Origin of the sequence: Streptomyces sp. CB03234 (assembly GCF_001905885.1) — a bacterium.
Classification (GTDB): domain Bacteria; phylum Actinomycetota; class Actinomycetes; order Streptomycetales; family Streptomycetaceae; genus Streptomyces.
On the sequence record NZ_LIYH01000001.1, the window covers coordinates 1,023,741 to 1,037,947 of the forward strand.

Consider the following 14,207-nt stretch of genomic DNA (forward strand, 5'->3'; position numbering starts at 1 on the left):
GTTCCTCCGAGTACGTCGGCGGCATGGGCAGGAAGGCAGGTACCGATGGGCCGGATGCTACTCCTGTCCACCCCCGCTCCACACCGGTTCGGACATGTCTTCGACGGTCGCCGCGCTGGGCCGTTCGGGCTGGACAGAGTGCACCAACACACCGAACGGCACCCCCCGGAGTGAGGGCGGGATAAGCGACCGACATAATGTCGGTCGTGGCGACAGCAACGACAGTAGAAACCGGGCACGCGCACCCGTCGGTCAATCGGCCGAACCTCACCAGCGTCGGAACCATCATCTGGCTGAGTTCCGAGCTGATGTTCTTCGCGGCCCTCTTCGCGATGTACTTCACCCTGCGATCGGTGACGGGTGCCGAGTTCTGGTCAGAGAAAGCCGACCTGCTGAACTTCCCGTTCTCGGCGACCAACACCACGATCCTGGTGCTCTCCTCCCTCACCTGTCAGCTCGGCGTGTTCGCCGCCGAGCGGGGCGATGTGAAGAAGCTCCGGGCGTGGTTCATCATCACGTTCGTGATGGGTGCGATCTTCATCGGAGGCCAGGTCTTCGAGTACACCGAGCTGGTCAAGCACGAGGGCCTGTCGCTCTCGTCCGACCCGTACGGCTCCGTGTTCTACCTGACGACCGGCTTCCACGGCCTGCACGTGACGGGCGGTCTCATCGCCTTCCTGCTGGTCCTCGGCCGTACGTACGCGGCCCGGAGATTCACTCACGAGCAGGCAACCGCCGCCATCGTCGTGTCCTACTACTGGCACTTCGTCGATGTCGTCTGGATCGGCCTCTTCGCCACGATCTACATGATCAAGTAATCGGGCCGTACCTCGACAGGTACACCCGACACATCCAGCAAGCATCGACGCAGAAGATCCTGACACCGGGGTAATCCGTGAAAAAGCTCTCCGCACGACGACGCCATCCGCTGGCGGCGGTCGTCGTCCTACTCCTCGCGCTGGCGGCCACTGGGGGGCTGTACGCCGCGTTCGCGCCCGCGGGCAAGGCGCAGGCAGACGAAACCGCCCAGTCCCTCGCCATCGAGGAGGGCAAGAAGCTCTACTCCGTCGGCTGCGCCAGCTGCCACGGAACCGGCGGTCAGGGAACCACTGACGGCCCGAGCCTGGTCGGCGTCGGCTCCGCAGCCGTGGACTTCCAGGTCGGCACCGGTCGTATGCCGGCGCAGCAGCCCGGCGCCCAGGTGCCGAAGAAGAGGAACATCTACTCGCAGGCCGAGATCGACCAGCTCGCCGCGTACGTCGCGTCCCTCGGCGCCGGTCCGATCACGCCGACCGAGAAGCAGTACAGCCCGGAAGGCGCGGACATCGCCCGTGGTGGCGACCTGTTCCGCACCAACTGCGCCCAGTGCCACAACTTCACCGGCGAGGGCGGTGCCCTGACGCACGGCAAGTTCGCCCCCAGCCTCGACGGCGTGAGCAACAAGCACATCTACGAGGCCATGCAGACCGGCCCGCAGAACATGCCGTCCTTCCCCGACACCACGATGCCGGAGAAGGAGAAGAAGGACATCATCGCGTACATCAACACCGTCAACGGTGATGAGACGCCGACCCCCGGCGGCTTCGCACTGGGCGGTCTCGGCCCCGTCAGTGAGGGCCTGTTCGGATGGATCTTCGGTCTGGGTTCCCTGATCGCTGTCGCCGTCTGGGTCGCGGCCCACACCGCTAAGGCCAAGAAGTCATGAGTAGCCACGAGATTTCAGAAGCAGAGAGCCTGCCGAGCGAGCAGGACACCACGCACGGCACGGCGCTGGCGGAGAACCCGTTCGCCGACCCGGGGCTGCCGCCCCACAAGCCGCGCATCCAGGACATCGACGAGCGGGCCGCCAAGCGCTCCGAGCGCACGGTCGCCCTGCTGTTCACGCTGTCGATGCTGGCCACGATCGGCTTCATCGCCTCCTTCGTGATCTTCCCGGTCGACAAGATCGTCTACGTCTGGCCGCTGGGTCACGTCAGCGCGACCAATCTGTCGCTCGGCCTGACGCTGGGCCTCGCGCTCTTCTGCATCGGCGCGGGCGCGGTCCACTGGGCCCGCACCCTGATGTCCGACGAGGAGATGGCCGACGACCGGCACGCCATCGAGGCGACGCCCGAGGTCAAGGCCAAGGTCATGGCGGACTTCGCGGACGGCGCGCGCGAGTCGGTCATCGGCCGCCGCCCGCTGATCCGCAACACCATGCTCGGCGCGCTCGCCATGGTGCCGCTCTCCGGCGTGGTGCTGCTGCGCGAGCTGGGCCCGCTGCCCGAGAAGAAGCTGTTCCACACCTCGTGGGCCAAGGGCAAGCAGCTCATCAACATGAACACGCACGAGCCGCTGCGTCCCGAGGACGTCGCGGTCGGCTCGCTCACCTTCGCCATGCCCGAGGGCCTGGAGGAGAGCGACCACGAGTTCAACAACAAGATCGCCAAGGATGCCCTGATGATCGTCCGGATCCAGCCGGAGGACATCAAGGACAAGCGCGAGCTCGAGTGGTCGCACGAGGGCATCGTGGCCTTCTCCAAGATCTGCACCCACGTGGGCTGCCCGATCTCCCTGTACGAGCAGCAGACGCACCACGTCCTCTGCCCGTGCCACCAGTCCACCTTCGACCTCTCCGACGGCGCCCGCGTCATCTTCGGCCCCGCCGGTCACGCCCTCCCGCAGCTGCGGATCGGCGTGAACGACAAGGGCTTCCTCGAGGCGCTCGGCGACTTCGACGAGCCCGTCGGCCCTGCATTCTGGGAGCGCGGATGAGCACCACGACCGCAACAGACAGTAAGCGGAAGGCGCCCGCCGGCGAGCGGGTGGCCGACTGGGCGGATGGCCGGCTGGGGATCTACGGCCTGGCCAAGGCCAATATGCGGAAGATCTTCCCGGACCACTGGTCCTTCATGCTCGGTGAGATCTGCCTCTACAGCTTCATCATCATCATCCTCACGGGTGTGTATCTGACGCTGTTCTTCCACCCGAGCATGAACGAGATCGAGTATCACGGCTCGTACGTGCCGATGCAGGGCATCCGCATGACCGAGGCGTACGCCTCGACGCTCGACATCAGCTTCGACGTCCGCGGTGGTCTGCTCATCCGGCAGATCCACCACTGGGCCGCGCTGATCTTCATCGCCGGCATGTTCGTGCACATGATGCGCGTCTTCTTCACCGGCGCGTTCCGCAAGCCGCGTGAGATCAACTGGCTGTTCGGCTTCCTGCTGTTCGTCCTCGGCATGTTCACCGGCTTCACCGGCTACTCGCTCCCGGACGACCTGCTCTCCGGCACCGGTGTCCGCTTCACGCAGGGCGCGATCCTGGCCACGCCGATCGTCGGCACGTACATCTCGATGTTCCTGTTCGGCGGCGAGTTCCCCGGCCACGACATGGTGGCGCGGTTCTACTCGATCCACATCCTGCTGCTGCCGGGCATCATGCTCGGCCTCGTGGTGGCGCACCTGATCCTGGTCTTCTACCACAAGCACACGCAGTTCCCCGGCCCCGGCCGGACGAACAAGAACGTCGTCGGCATGCCGCTGCTGCCGGTCTACATGGCCAAGGCCGGAGGCTTCTTCTTCCTGGTCTTCGGTGTCATCGCGATCATCGCCGGCCTGTTCACGATCAACCCGGTCTGGGCCCTCGGCCCGTACCGTCCGGACCAGGTGTCCACCGGCGCCCAGCCCGACTGGTACATGGGCTTCGCCGAGGGCCTGATCCGTGTGATGCCGGGCTGGGAGATCAACCTGTGGGGTCACACGCTGGTCCTGGGCGTGTTCATCCCGCTGGTCCTCTTCGGCGTGATGCTCATCGCGATCGCGGTCTACCCGTTCATCGAGGCCTGGATCACCGGCGACAAGCGCGAACACCACCTGCTGGACCGGCCGCGCAACGCGCCCACCCGGACCGCCCTCGGTGTCGCCTGGGTGACCGCCTACATGGTCATGCTGATCGGTGGTGGCAACGACATCTTCGCCACCCACTTCCACATGTCGATCAACTCGATCACCTGGTTCGTCCGGATCTTCTTCTTCCTCGGCCCGGTCATCGCGTTCATCGTCACCAAGCGGATCTGCCTGGGTCTGCAGCGGCGCGACCGCGACAAGGTGCTGCACGGCCGTGAGTCCGGCATCATCAAGCGCCTGCCGCACGGCGAGTTCGTCGAGATCCACGAGCCGCTCAGCCAGGCCCAGCTGCACGCGCTCACCGCGCACGAGCAGTACGCGCCGGCCGAGATCGGCCCGACGGTCGACGAGAACGGCGTCGAGCGCAAGCCGTCGCGCATGCAGCGGCTCCGCGCCAAGCTCAGCAAGGGCTACTTCGCCGAGGGGAACCAGATCCCCAAGGCCACCGTCGAGGAGTACAAGGAGATCACGAGCGGCCACGGCCACCACTGATCACCTTCCCCCGGGGCTTCGCCCCGGGGGCCCAGAAGGTCGCCACACCGCATCGAGCCCCGTCCATTCACCGGACGGGGCTCTTTGCCGTCCCGCCGTCTCGATAGGCTGTGGTCATCCCTGTACGTACGGACACCAGGAGCGACCATGAGCGCTGTGCAACCCGCTGGAGGCCCTAGCTCGGCGGGTCGTTCCTGGCCCGAGGTGCTGAACGCTCTGCTGGAGGGCCGCGACCGGAGCGCCGACGACACGGCGTGGGCGATGGACCACATCATGCGAGGCGAGGCCACCGACGCCCAGATCGCCGGCTTCGCGGTCGCGCTGCGGGCGAAGGGCGAGACCGTCGAGGAGATCACCGGCCTCGTCCGCGCCATGTACGCGCACGCCAACCTCATCGAGGTGCCCGGCCCGACCGTCGACCTCGTCGGCACCGGCGGCGACGGCGCCAAGACCGTCAACATCTCCACCATGTCGGCGATCGTCGTCGCCGGTACGGGCGCCAAGGTCGTCAAGCACGGCAACCGCGCCGCGTCCTCCGCCTCCGGCTCCTCCGACGTGCTGGAGAAGCTCGGCGTCAACCTGGACCTCACGCCCCGGCGGGTCGCCGAGGTCGCCGAGGAGGCGGGCATCACCTTCTGCTTCGCGGTGAGGTTCCACCCGGCGCTGCGCCATGTGGCGGCGGCCCGCAAGGAGCTCGGCATCCGCACCACGTTCAACTTCCTCGGACCGCTCACCAATCCCGCGCGGGTGAAGGCCCAGGCCACCGGCGTCGCCGACGCGCGGATGGCACCGATCATGGCCGGGGTGCTCGCCGAGCGCGGCTCCTCCGCCCTGGTGTTCCGCGGCGACGACGGACTGGACGAGCTGACCACCACGGCCACCTCGAAGGTCTGGGTCGTCCGGGACGGCGCGGTGCGCGAGGAGGCGTTCGACCCCCGGGACGTGGGCATCGACCTGGTGCCGGTGGAAGCGCTGCGCGGCGCGGACGCCTCGTACAACGCTGACGTGGCGCGCCGGCTGCTGGCCGGTGAGACCGGGCCGGTACGGGACGCGGTGCTGCTCAACGCGGCGGCGGCGCTCGTGGCCCTGGAACCGTCGGACGCGCCGCTGGCCGACGGGATCCGGGCGGGCATGGCGAAGGCGGCCGAGGCGATCGACTCCGGCGCGGCACGGGCGGTGCTGGAGCGGTGGGTGGAGGCCAGCCACCGGTAGGACGTGGGTGTGACGCAAGGCGCGGTCCGGCCCCTCTCATCTCAGGAACCGGACTGCGCCTTGCGCATGCCGAGACGTATGGCAAGATGCCTTTCAAGGTCATGAGTGACAGCGACTACGGCCCCGGCCCGCTGTCCGGCAACCCTCCGTCCGTGGCGGGGTGCCCCGGGTGAAGACCAGGTCGCAGGCAGCGAGGTCTGCGGCAAGCGCGGACCCCTGCACACCCTGGGGTCCTGGTCCTCAAGGGAGCAGTCTCGTGAGCAAGCGAATGCGATAGGGCGTATCGCCCCTTCTTCGGTACCCCCTTTTTCCTTTTTTCCGGTGTTCGCGTCGCACCGCGCCGTGACGTCTCCGACGCGTCCGCGCACCCGGAATTCGCCTGCCTCGTACGGGAGTTCGCCATGTCCGTCACCACCATCGCCGCCGACCGGTCCGTCTGTGCCCCGCTGCCCGTCCTGGGACGGGACGTCACCGTGCCCCTCGTCACCGGGGGCGAGGTCACGTACGCCGCGCTCGACTACGCCGCCAGCGCGCCGGCCCTCCAGCGGGTCTGGGACGACGTGGCCGCGTACGCGCCGTACTACGGCAGCGTGCACCGGGGGGCCGGGTACCTGTCGCAGCTGTCGACCGACCTGTTCGAGAACAGCCGCGCCGCGGTGTCGGAGTTCCTGGACTGCCGCGAGGGCGACCAGGTGGTCTTCACCCGGTCGACGACCGACTCGCTGAACCTGCTGGCCGGGGCCCTGCCCGCCGGCTGCCAGGTGTTCGTCTTCGAGACCGAGCACCACGCCTCGCTGCTGCCCTGGAGGGACGCGCGGGTCACCTACCTCAACGCGCCCCGTACGCCCGGTCAGGCGGTCGAGACGCTGGAACGGGCGCTCGCCGACCGGGACCCCTACGGCCCCGCCCTGGTCTGCGTCACCGGCGCGTCCAACGTCACCGGTGAGCTGTGGCCCGTGCGGGAGCTGGCCGCCGCCGCCCACGCCCACGGCGCCCGCATCGTCCTGGACGCCGCGCAGCTCGCCCCCCACCACCCCGTCTCCGTACGGGAGCTGGACGTCGACTGGGTGGCGTTCTCCGGGCACAAGCTGTACGCCCCGTTCGGCTCCGGCGTCCTCGCCGGACGCGCCGACTGGCTGAAGGACGCCGAGCCGTACCTGGCCGGCGGCGGCGCCTCCCGGAAGGTCGCGCGGCGCGCCGACGGAGGGGTGGACGTCGAGTGGCACACCACCGCCGCCCGCCACGAGGCCGGCTCGCCCAACGTCATCGGCGTGTACGCCATCGCCTCCGCCTGCAGGGCGCTCACCGAGGCCGGGTTCGACACCCTGGTGGCGCGCGAGCAGTACCTGATCGGCAAGGTCCGCGAGGGGCTCGCCGAGGTGCCCGAGGTGAAGGTGCTGTCGCTGTTCGGCGACGACGCTCCCCGGGTCGGCGTCATCTCGTTCGTCGTGAAGGGCTGGAACAGCTCCCACTTCGCGGCCGCCCTGTCCGCCGAGTACGGCATCGGCGTCCGCGACGGCCTGTTCTGCGCCCACCCGCTGGTGCGCACCCTGCTCGGTGGCGAACGCGAGGACATCGGCGAGTGCGGCGCGCCCGACGGCGGGACCACCGCGCTCAACGCCATCCGGGTCAGCTTCGGGGCGGGGACGCCGGACGAGCACGTCGACCGGTTCGTTCGGGCCGTGAAGGAGCTCGTCCGGGACGGGGCGCGGTGGAACTACCGTACGGAGGACGGGCGTTGTGTGCCCGACCGCGGCTGACCAGCCGGGTGCCCACCAGGACCGTGCGCAGCGCCCGCTCGGCGGCGTCCGCGAGCAGCTCGGCGGCCCGGTCCAGGGCCTCCGACAGCGGTACGGGGCCGGGCGCGATCGACTCGTAGGCGTCCAGCCCCGCGTCCTGCGCCCCGGGCCCCAGCGTCCCGGCCAGCGCGAGGACCGGGACGCCCGCCTCCCGCGCCCGCCGGGCCACCTCCCCCGGGACCTTGCCGCGCACGGTCTGGGCGTCCAGGGCGCCCTCGCCGGTGATCACCAGGTCGGCGTGGCCCAGCCGGGCACCCAGGTCCAGCCCGTCGAGGAGCACCTCGAAGCGCGGGAGCAGCCGGGCGCCCACCGCCGCGAGCCCCGCCCCGAGCCCGCCCGACGCCCCGGTGCCGGGCGCCCCGCGCAGGTCCACCGCCGGGGCGAACGCCGTCGTCAGCGCGGCCGCCCAGCGCTCCAGGGCGGCCGACAGCTCCTCGCACTGGGCCGGGGTGGCGCCCTTCTGGGGGCCGAACACCCGGGCCACGCCGCGCTCGCCGCACAGCACGTTGTACGGGTTGCACGCCACCAGAAGCTCGGCCTCCGCCAGCCGCGCGTCGAGCCCGCCCGTGTCGACGCCCGCCAGCCGGGACAACGCCCCGCCCCCGTAGGGCAGTTCGCCGCCGCCCGCGTCCAGCAGCCGGACGCCCAGCGCCTGGAGCGCGCCGGCGCCCCCGTCCGACGTACCGGAGTCGCCGCAGCCCACCAGGACGCGCCGGGCGCCCGCGTCCAGGGCGGCGCGGATCAGCTCGCCGACGCCGTACGTGGTCGTGGCGCCCGGGTCCCGGCGGCCCCGCGGCACCAGGGCCAGCCCGGCCACGGCGGCCATCTCCACCACCGCCGAGCCGTCCCCGAGGAGCGCGAAGTGCGTGTCGACCGGATCGCCCAGCGGGCCGGTGGCCACCCGGGACACCAGCCGCCCGCCCGTCGCGGCGGCCAGCGCCTCCGCCGTACCCTCACCTCCGTCGACCAGCGGGATCAGGTCCAGCTCGGCGTCCGGCAGGACACGCCGCACCCCCTCGGCGATGGCCTCGGCGGCCTGCCGTGCGGACAGCGACTCCTTGAAGCCGCTGGGCGCGACGGCGATGCGGTACGAGGGGTACGAGGGGGACGGGTGGCTCATGGGCGGGTCTCCAGGAGGACGGGCACGCCGAGCAGCGGCCAGACGGTCAGGGCGAACAGCAGGACCAGGCCCGCCGTGAGCGGCGCGAGCACCGCCGACAGCCGCAGCAGGTCGCGCGGGGTGTAGGTGGGCACGCCGTCGGGGACGTCGGAGAAGAGGGCGACCGGCTTGGCCGACGCGGGCAGGGTGTGGCAGAAGCCCGCCGCCGCCGTCGAGGCGAGCGCGGCGGCGACCGGGTTGACCCCCGCCGCGGCCGCCGCCACGACAACCAGCGGCACGAGCACCGACGAGCGGGCCGAGCGGGACTGGAGCACCAGGTGCGCCGCCGTGCTGACGACCACGACGACGGTGAGGAAGAGCCACGGCGGCGCGTGCACCGGCAGCCCGGCCACCAGCCACTTCGCGGCGCCCGAGTCGGCGAGGGCCACGCCCATCGCCATCGTCGCCGCCATGAACAGCAGCAGCGGCCACGGCACGGTCTTCAGCCCGTCCTTGAGCCGTACCGTCCCCAGCGCCGGCGACGCCGCCACCACCGCGCCGATCAGCGCCACCACGGCCGGGGACACCCGGTGCAGCGGCTCGCTGCACCACAGCACCACCACCGTCGCCAGCAGCAGCGCGCAGCGCGCCTCGGCGGTGGTCAGCGGCCCCGTGACGGGCATGGGGGAGTGCGCCTCGATGTCGGCGGGGGTGATGTGCACCGGGCCGCGACGGTCGGCCCGCGAGGTGGTGGTGAACAGCACGGCCTCGGCGGCCAGATGCGACGACACGATCGCGAGCGGCAGGCCGAGCAGCAGCCACTGCACGAAGCCCAGCCGCTGCCCGGTCTGCTCCCACAGCACATTGACGGTGATCAGATGCGCGCCCGCGCCGATCAGCGTGGCCACGGCCGACAGCAGCACCACCGTGGGGAACAGCAGCGCCAGCATCACCACCAGTCGCTCACGGCCCGCCAGAACCTTGGCCAGCGCCAGGAACACCGGCAGCGCCAGCGCGGCCCGCCCCGAGGTGGCCGGGACGGCGAACGACGTGACGACGAGCGCGGCGGTGGTCAGGTGCACCAGCTGACGGACCGTCCGGGCGCCGCTGACGAGGAACGCCGCCGCCCGCCCCGCGAGCCCCGTCCGGGTGACCGCGGCCGCCAGGACGAACGCGCAGATCAGCAGCCAGATCGTCTCGTCGCCGAGCGTGGCGAACAGGGTCTCACTGCTGATCACCCCCGTCGCGGTGAGCGCGAGGCCCGCGCCCAGCGCGATGTACGTGTCGTCGACGGGGGTGGCGATCCAGGAGACGGTGGCGAGCACGAACACCGCCAGGGTCAGCCGCGCCTCGCCACCGAGGCCGGGGAACCGGGACGGCAGGGCCAGCAGCGCGCACACCCCGAGCGCACCGCCGAGCCATGCCGCCCGGCTGGGGGAGAGGGTCACGGTGATCAGTCTGGGCACGGGCCGTGAGTCCCCCATGAGCGCTCTGTGAAGGAAAACTCATCTAGGGCAGGCGGTACCCCATACCGCGTACCGTCTCAAGTCGCCGCGCGCCCAGCTTCTTCCGCAGATTCCGTACGTACACGTCCACGATGTTCGAGCCGGGGTCGAAGTCGTACCCCCATACGTGGGACAGGATCTGCTCCCGCGACAACACCTGCCCGGGATGGCGCAGGAAGAGCTCCAGCAGCACGAACTCACGAGCCGTCAGGTCCACTGTGCGCTGCTCCGCACGGGCCCGGCGCGTACGCAGGTCCAGGCTCAGGTCGCCGCTGCGCAGGACCGTCACCTCGGGCGCGCGGGCGGCGGTGCGCAGCCGGAGCCGCACCCGCGCCAGCAGCTCCTCGAAGCGGAACGGCTTGGTCATCCAGTCGTCCGCGCCGCCCTCCAGGCCGGCCACCGTGTCCCGTACCGAATCGCGTGCCGTCAGCACGATCACCGGGAGCGTCACCCGGGCCTCGCGCAGCTCCCGCAGCACGGTGAAACCGTCCCGACCCGGCAGGCCGATGTCCAGCACCATCAGGTCGAAGCCGCCGGTGACGGCGTAGTCGAGCGCGGTGTCGCCGTCGGCCGCGACAGCGGTGGTGAAGGCGTTGGCGCGCAGCCCCTTCTCGACGAAGGAGGCGATCCGCTCCTCGTCCTCCGCAATCAGAATCCGGTTCACTCGTCCTCCTCCAGTACGAGTACGAAGGTGGCGCCGCCGCCCTCCGTCGCGCACAGCTCCACGCGGCCGCGGTGGCCCTCGGCGATGGCCTTCACGATGGACAGCCCGAGGCCGGCGCCACCGCCCGCACGGGTGCCGCGCCGGGCCGCGCCCCGCCGGAACCGTTCGAAGATCACGGCGGCGTCCTCGGGCCGCACGCCGGGACCGGTGTCGGCGACGTACAGCTCGATCCGCCCGTCGAGCTCGCGGGAACCGATCCTTATCCGCTGGCCCGGCACGGTGTGCTGGACGGCGTTCTGCGCCAGCTGGACCATCGCCTGCGTGATGCGCTGCGGGTCCAGCTCGGCCTCCCGGTCGGCAACCCCGTCCAGGACCCACTCGCGCTCGCCCAGCGCCCGCGCCTTCACGAACACGTCGGCGGTCAGCTCGCCCAGCTGGACCGGCTCGGGCGTGACGAAGTCGGGGCGCTCGGCCTTGGCGAGGAGCAGCAGGTCCTCCACGATCCGGCTCATCCGGTCCAGCTCGTCGGTGACCAGCCGGATCGTCTCCGCCTGCTCGGCCGGGTCGTCACCCATCAGCTCCAGATGGCCGCGCACGATCGTGATGGGCGTACGCAGCTCGTGTCCGGCGTCGTCGACGAACTGGCGCTGCGCCGCGAAGGCCCGCTCCAGCCGGTCCAGCATCGCGTTGAACGTCTCGGCGAGCAGCGCGATGTCGTCCCGGCCCTGCACCGGGATGCGCCGGGTCAGGTCCTGCTCGGTGAGCTGCGCGGCGGCCCGGCGCACCAGGCGTACGGGGGCGAGGATGCGGCCCGCGACGGCCCAGCCGATGCCGGTGGTCATCAGCAGCGCCACCCCCGAGATGGCGAGCTGGGTACGGAACGCCTCGGCGGCGATGGCCTGCTCGTTGTCCGCGTGGAACGCCACGACGAAGGCGCCCGGCGCGGCGCGCCCCGCCGGGTGGATGGGCACCTTGGCCCACCGCACCTCGCCCTGCGGGCGGTCCAGGGTGCCGGAGCGGGCGGGTGAGGCGAAGATCCGGGCGAGCGCGTCCCGGTCGCGGTGCAGGGCGGCGCCGCTGGTGTCCCGCGGCTGCCGCAGCACGGCGGGGACGCCTTCGGGCCCCCGGGTCAGGCCGAGCAACTCCTCGTCGGGGTCGGAGTACTGGCGCTGGAGGAACACCTCCAGCAGGCGGCGCGGTTCGGTGAACTCGGCGCCCGTGTCCGGGTCCACGCCCTGCTCGACGAAGTTGGCGAACTCGCGGGTCTCCTGGGTCAGCAGCTGGCTGATCCGGTGGTCCACGTCGCGCAGCAGGATGGACCGGGTCGTCATCGCGACGGCGACCAGCGCCACGGCCATGACCAGTAGCAGCCACAGCAGGATCCGTACGCGGGCCGAGACGCGGCGGTCAGCTCTCGTCACCGGCGTCGTCACCGAGGTCGTCATCGTCGTCGTCCCCCGCGGTGGCCGGCGGCCCCGGCACGACGGTGTCGGTGGGCAGGGTCCGCGGCGCGGGCGGCGTGCCGTTCGGCGTCCGGGGCGGCGTCGCACTCGGCATGGGCACGCCGGTGGGCGTCCTGCCGGGGCCCGTACTCGTGTCCGTGCTCGTGCTCGTGCCCGTGCCCGTGCCCGGCGTCCGGCTCGGCTCCGCGCTCGACCCCGTACTCCCGGCCGGCCGGGGCGTGGTCGTGCCCAGCTCCACCTCGGGCGGCACCTTGGGCGCCTCGGGCGTATCGGTCAGCGTGTAGCTGGTCGCGGCGATGCCGAGCGGGATGGCGACGACCGCGGCGAGCGTCGCCATGCGTTGGGAGAAGGCCATGCACCCATCCTGGTCGCGGCGCACGCACCCCTGAATGAGCGCCGGATGAAGGCTCCTTCATAAACCGCAGTGGTTCTTGTACGTGGTCCCGCCCCGAAGGGGACGCGCAGCGGGTCGTGTTCTGGGCGTAAAACGACCGAGCTTGCGAGGGAGAGCCCAGGACACGATCCCCGGAGCGGCCTCAACGGCACGCGTCCGCGCCCGGCCGCCCCCGTGCGCGTCCGTACACGAAGACGTCATCCGTCCGGGTGATGCCCGGCCGGGCGCCGGGCGTGGGCCGCCACGGAACGTGGCCCCGCCGGGAGGCGTTACGCGTCGAGGCCGATCGCGAACGCGGCTTCCAGGTCGTGCTGGGAGTACGTGCGGAACGCCACGTGCGTGTCCGTCGCCTCGACGCCCGGGATCTTGCTGATCCGGCCGGGGATGACGTCCGCCAGGTCGTCGTGCCGGGCCACGCGGACCATGGCGATCAGGTCGTACGTACCCGTGACGGAGAAGACCTCGCTGACGTTCTCCAGCGCGGCGATCGACTCGGCGATCTCGGGGATGCGGTCCACGCTGGTCTTGATGAGCACGATCGCGGTGATCACGGCTGTCCTTCTCCCTCGGTGGCCGCTGGGTGGGCCTTCACTCTAGCCCCCCGGCCGAAGCGCACCCACGCGTACAGGAACCCCAGGCAGAAGCCCACCACGTGCGCCAGGTACGCGACGCCGGGGCCGCTGTCGGCGCCCCGGGCGGCCAGCCACTGCAGGACGAACCAGAAGATCAGCACGATCCAGGCGGGGAAGCGCAGCGGCAGGAAGAAGAGGAACGGGAAGAGGCTGGTGACCCGTGCCCTCGGGAAGAGGTAGAGGAACGCGCCGAGCACCCCGGAGATCGCCCCCGACGCCCCCACCAGGGTCTGGTCCGAGTGCGCGTGGGCCGCCGCGTACGCGAGGAGGGCGAGGCAGCCGGAGCCCGTGTAGAAGAGGGCGAACTCCAGGTGCCCGAGCCGCTCCTCGGCCATCGCGCCGAACACGTACAGAAACAGCATGTTGCCGAGCAGGTGCAGCCAACTGCCGCTGACGAAGAGGGCGGTCAGCGGGGTGAGCAGGGCGTGCGGGGAGCCGCTCAGCAGCTCGGTGGGGACGATGCCCCAGCGGCGGAAGTACGCGCTCTGGGCGGCGAGCAGCGCGTCGCCCGTGCCGTAGGAGGGGTTCAGCCCCGACACCGGACTGATCAGGAAGATCAGGAAGCAGGCGCCGATCACGGCGTATGTCACGTTCGGTCCGCGCCAGGCGATCATGGACAGATCATGACGTAAACGGAGGGAGCGGGACAGGGTGCCTCGCCGCGCACGGGGGTACCCGCGAGGCCGTAGGGTTACGGGACGTACACCCGCAGTTCGACGGCGCACCGCGGCTCCCGCACCCGGCACCATGGAAGAGGACGGAACGATGACGACGGTTCCCCTGCCGACCGCGACGACCCGCTGGCGCTGCACGCTCTGCGGCAATCTGACGCGTTTCGACGTCACACGGTCGTCGAAGGTCGTGGAGTACGTCCATCTGGACCTCGCGGGCGAGCCCAGGGTGGAGGAGCGCGAGGTGGTCAGTGAGACCATCGAGTCGGTCCGCTGCCGCTGGTGCAACGCGGTGGACCAGATCGAGCTGGTGGACAGGCCGGGCACCGCTTCCTGAGGAACCGGGAGCGGCCCGGCGGGCCAAGACGGACGGGTAGTGGGGTGAC

13 protein-coding genes, 1 pseudogene and 1 riboswitch are annotated in these 14,207 nt (G+C 71.0%); of the genes and pseudogenes, 7 read left to right on the top strand and 7 right to left on the bottom strand.

Going from position 1 to position 14,207, the window contains the following annotated elements:
- Positions 1-197: 197 nt before the first annotated feature.
- From ctaE to AMK26_RS04640, 6 genes are all read left to right on the top strand, one after another.
- Positions 198-818, top strand: coding sequence for an aa3-type cytochrome oxidase subunit III (gene ctaE, locus AMK26_RS04615; protein ID WP_073752150.1), 621 nt, complete (start codon positions 198-200; stop codon positions 816-818).
- A gap of 77 nt (positions 819-895) precedes the next feature.
- Positions 896-1,705, top strand: coding sequence for a cytochrome bc1 complex diheme cytochrome c subunit (gene qcrC / locus AMK26_RS04620; protein WP_073752152.1), 810 nt, complete (start codon positions 896-898; stop codon positions 1,703-1,705).
- The gene (qcrA, locus tag AMK26_RS04625) at positions 1,702-2,754 is read left to right on the top strand and encodes a cytochrome bc1 complex Rieske iron-sulfur subunit (protein ID WP_073752154.1); all 1,053 of its coding nucleotides are present in this window, start codon (positions 1,702-1,704) and stop codon (positions 2,752-2,754) included. Before qcrC ends, qcrA begins: the two co-directional genes overlap by 4 nt.
- On the top strand, positions 2,751-4,382 hold the full coding sequence (gene qcrB, locus AMK26_RS04630) for a cytochrome bc1 complex cytochrome b subunit (protein ID WP_073752156.1): 1,632 nt from the start codon (positions 2,751-2,753) through the stop codon (positions 4,380-4,382). The genes qcrA and qcrB overlap by 4 nt, the downstream gene beginning before the upstream one ends.
- 147 nt (positions 4,383-4,529) lie before the next feature.
- Entirely contained in the window at positions 4,530-5,594 is a 1,065-nt protein-coding gene (gene trpD / locus AMK26_RS04635) for an anthranilate phosphoribosyltransferase (RefSeq protein ID WP_073752158.1), read from the top strand.
- 97 nt (positions 5,595-5,691) lie between these two features.
- Positions 5,692-5,809, top strand: a riboswitch (SAM riboswitch).
- Positions 5,810-5,995: 186 nt separating this feature from the next.
- Positions 5,996-7,354 carry an aminotransferase class V-fold PLP-dependent enzyme gene (locus tag AMK26_RS04640; protein WP_073752160.1) on the top strand — a complete coding sequence of 453 codons (1,359 nt, stop codon included), beginning with the start codon at positions 5,996-5,998 and terminating at the stop codon, positions 7,352-7,354.
- Here the strand turns inward: AMK26_RS04640 and AMK26_RS04645 are convergent.
- The 7 genes and pseudogenes from AMK26_RS04645 to AMK26_RS04675 all read right to left on the bottom strand — a co-directional run.
- Positions 7,338-8,513: pseudogene (locus AMK26_RS04645) on the bottom strand (glycerate kinase family protein); the annotation flags it as partial. The gene AMK26_RS04640 and the pseudogene AMK26_RS04645 sit on opposite strands and share 17 nt — an antisense overlap.
- On the bottom strand, positions 8,510-9,940 hold the full coding sequence (locus tag AMK26_RS04650) for an SLC13 family permease (RefSeq protein WP_073753032.1): 1,431 nt from the start codon (positions 9,938-9,940) through the stop codon (positions 8,510-8,512). The pseudogene AMK26_RS04645 and the gene AMK26_RS04650, both read right to left, overlap by 4 nt.
- 61 nt (positions 9,941-10,001) lie before the next feature.
- A complete protein-coding gene (locus tag AMK26_RS04655; RefSeq protein WP_073752164.1) occupies positions 10,002-10,661 on the bottom strand; it encodes a response regulator transcription factor in 660 nt (219 codons plus the stop codon).
- On the bottom strand, positions 10,658-12,106 hold the full coding sequence (locus AMK26_RS04660) for a sensor histidine kinase (RefSeq protein ID WP_073752166.1): 1,449 nt from the start codon (positions 12,104-12,106) through the stop codon (positions 10,658-10,660). The genes AMK26_RS04655 and AMK26_RS04660 overlap by 4 nt, the downstream gene beginning before the upstream one ends.
- Entirely contained in the window at positions 12,069-12,479 is a 411-nt protein-coding gene (locus AMK26_RS04665; RefSeq protein WP_073752168.1) for a hypothetical protein, read from the bottom strand. The genes AMK26_RS04660 and AMK26_RS04665 overlap by 38 nt, the downstream gene beginning before the upstream one ends.
- Before the next feature lie 308 nt (positions 12,480-12,787).
- On the bottom strand, positions 12,788-13,069 hold the full coding sequence (locus tag AMK26_RS04670; protein WP_073752170.1) for an Lrp/AsnC family transcriptional regulator: 282 nt from the start codon (positions 13,067-13,069) through the stop codon (positions 12,788-12,790).
- Positions 13,066-13,764: a rhomboid family intramembrane serine protease gene (locus AMK26_RS04675; RefSeq protein WP_073752172.1), complete on the bottom strand. Its 699-nt coding sequence runs from the start codon at positions 13,762-13,764 to the stop codon at positions 13,066-13,068. The genes AMK26_RS04670 and AMK26_RS04675 overlap by 4 nt, the downstream gene beginning before the upstream one ends.
- 151 nt (positions 13,765-13,915) lie before the next feature.
- On the opposite strand from AMK26_RS04675, the gene AMK26_RS04680 reads away from it, so the two are divergent.
- A complete protein-coding gene (locus AMK26_RS04680) occupies positions 13,916-14,158 on the top strand; it encodes a hypothetical protein (RefSeq protein ID WP_073752173.1) in 243 nt (80 codons plus the stop codon).
- The last annotated feature ends 49 nt before the right edge of the window (positions 14,159-14,207 follow it).

What these genes read in the sequence shown, in the direction of transcription:
- ctaE (WP_073752150.1), top strand. Translation starts at nt 198, where the DNA reads ATGTCGGTCGTGGCGACAGCAACGACAGTAGAAACCGGGCACGCGCAC.
- qcrA (WP_073752154.1), top strand. Translation starts at nt 1,702, where the DNA reads ATGAGTAGCCACGAGATTTCAGAAGCAGAGAGCCTGCCGAGCGAGCAG.
- AMK26_RS04640 (WP_073752160.1), top strand. Translation starts at nt 5,996, where the DNA reads ATGTCCGTCACCACCATCGCCGCCGACCGGTCCGTCTGTGCCCCGCTG.
- AMK26_RS04675 (WP_073752172.1), bottom strand. Translation starts at nt 13,764, where the DNA reads ATGATCGCCTGGCGCGGACCGAACGTGACATACGCCGTGATCGGCGCC.
- AMK26_RS04660 (WP_073752166.1), bottom strand. Translation starts at nt 12,106, where the DNA reads ATGACGACCTCGGTGACGACGCCGGTGACGAGAGCTGACCGCCGCGTC.
- AMK26_RS04680 (WP_073752173.1), top strand. Translation starts at nt 13,916, where the DNA reads ATGACGACGGTTCCCCTGCCGACCGCGACGACCCGCTGGCGCTGCACG.
- trpD (WP_073752158.1), top strand. Translation starts at nt 4,530, where the DNA reads ATGAGCGCTGTGCAACCCGCTGGAGGCCCTAGCTCGGCGGGTCGTTCC.
- qcrB (WP_073752156.1), top strand. Translation starts at nt 2,751, where the DNA reads ATGAGCACCACGACCGCAACAGACAGTAAGCGGAAGGCGCCCGCCGGC.
- AMK26_RS04665 (WP_073752168.1), bottom strand. Translation starts at nt 12,479, where the DNA reads ATGGCCTTCTCCCAACGCATGGCGACGCTCGCCGCGGTCGTCGCCATC.